General features: G+C 65.2%; 1 protein-coding gene and 1 pseudogene. Both read left to right on the top strand.

From position 1 onward, the window contains the following. A pseudogene (gene odc2 / locus EN750_RS35545) lies at positions 1–299 on the top strand (ornithine/lysine decarboxylase); the annotation flags it as partial. A gap of 171 nt (positions 300–470) precedes the next feature. Continuing rightward, positions 471–1040 (top strand): N-acetyltransferase, encoded by a 570-nt coding sequence (locus EN750_RS35540; protein ID WP_127399360.1) that lies wholly within the window; start codon positions 471–473, stop codon positions 1038–1040. Positions 1041–1122: the final 82 nt, after the last annotated feature.

The following is a 1122-nucleotide window of genomic DNA, read 5'->3' as shown; positions in this document are numbered from 1 at the left end:
ACAATGTGCGCTGGGTGTTCCTCGACATCGGCAAGTTCGGCGGTCTTGCCGAGACGATGGACGAGGCGATCCGCTACCCGATTGTCACGCCGCATGACGGCACGGAGACCGCACCTTGCGTGCTCGCCGGCCCGACCTGCGATTCGGCCGACGTGATGTACGAGAAGACGCCCTATCCGCTGCCTTTGTCGCTGACCATCGGCGACGAGGTGCTGATCGAAGGCACCGGCGCCTACACGACCACCTACTCGGCGGTCGCCTTCAACGGCTTCGAGCCTCTCCGATCCTACGTGATCTGACGGCGCTTCCTCAGCGCATTTTCGGACGGCGAACCGGACACAACTTCGCCTGAAAATGCGCTGAGAGAGCCGATCAGATCATCCCCGGTGGGTGCGTGTCGTCCACCCGGGCTCGCCTGTGGAACAGATCTCCGCTCGCCAGGGATTGCGGAAATGGAAATGTCAGTTGAAATGGAAATGCCAGTTGAAATTGGGGGCCACGCACCGGCCTCTGTGATGGTCGCCGAAACCGCCGCCGATGTTGCGGCGCGCGAGGCGTTGCTCGATCGGGCCATGGGGCCGAAGCGCAGGAAAAAGTCGTCGGAGAAGCTGCGGCGTGGCCGGCGGCCCTCGGAAGGCCTGGCCTTCGTCGCCCGCGATGCTTCGGGCGGCGTGGCCGGCACCGTGCGGCTGTGGGATGTCAGGCTGGGCGAGGGCGGTGCGGCCGTGCTGCTGCTTGGCCCGCTTGCCGTCGACCCGTCGCTCAAGAATGCTGGCATCGGCTCGGCGCTGATGCGCCATGCCATCGCCGAAGCGGCGCGTCTCGGCCATGCCGCTATCCTTTTAGTCGGCGATGCGCCCTATTACGCGCGCTTCGGCTTCTCGGCCGAGAAGACCGGTTCACTTGCCATGCCAGGACCCTATGAGCGGCATCGCCTGCTGGCGCTGGAAATGGTGGAAGGCGCGCTTGACGGCGTGCACGGCACGCTGAAGGCGGCCGGCCGCAAGCTGAAGGCGCTGGAACTGATATCGGCGGCCTGACACGAAGCCGGCAGCATTTCATGCAAAAAAACGCCGCCCGAAAAGGCGGCGTTTTTGCGCTTGGTGGGTGCCGCCTGGGCGG

The organism is Mesorhizobium sp. M7A.F.Ca.ET.027.03.2.1, from assembly GCF_003999175.1.
In the GTDB taxonomy this organism is placed as follows: Bacteria; Pseudomonadota; Alphaproteobacteria; order Rhizobiales; family Rhizobiaceae; genus Mesorhizobium.
The sequence above is the reverse complement of the archived record's forward strand: the minus strand, read 5'-3'. Positions and strand labels throughout refer to the sequence as shown.

Bases quoted from the DNA above. Each gene is read 5' to 3' on its own strand.
- EN750_RS35540 (WP_127399360.1), top strand. From the start codon at position 471: ATGGAAATGCCAGTTGAAATTGGGGGCCACGCACCGGCCTCTGTGATG.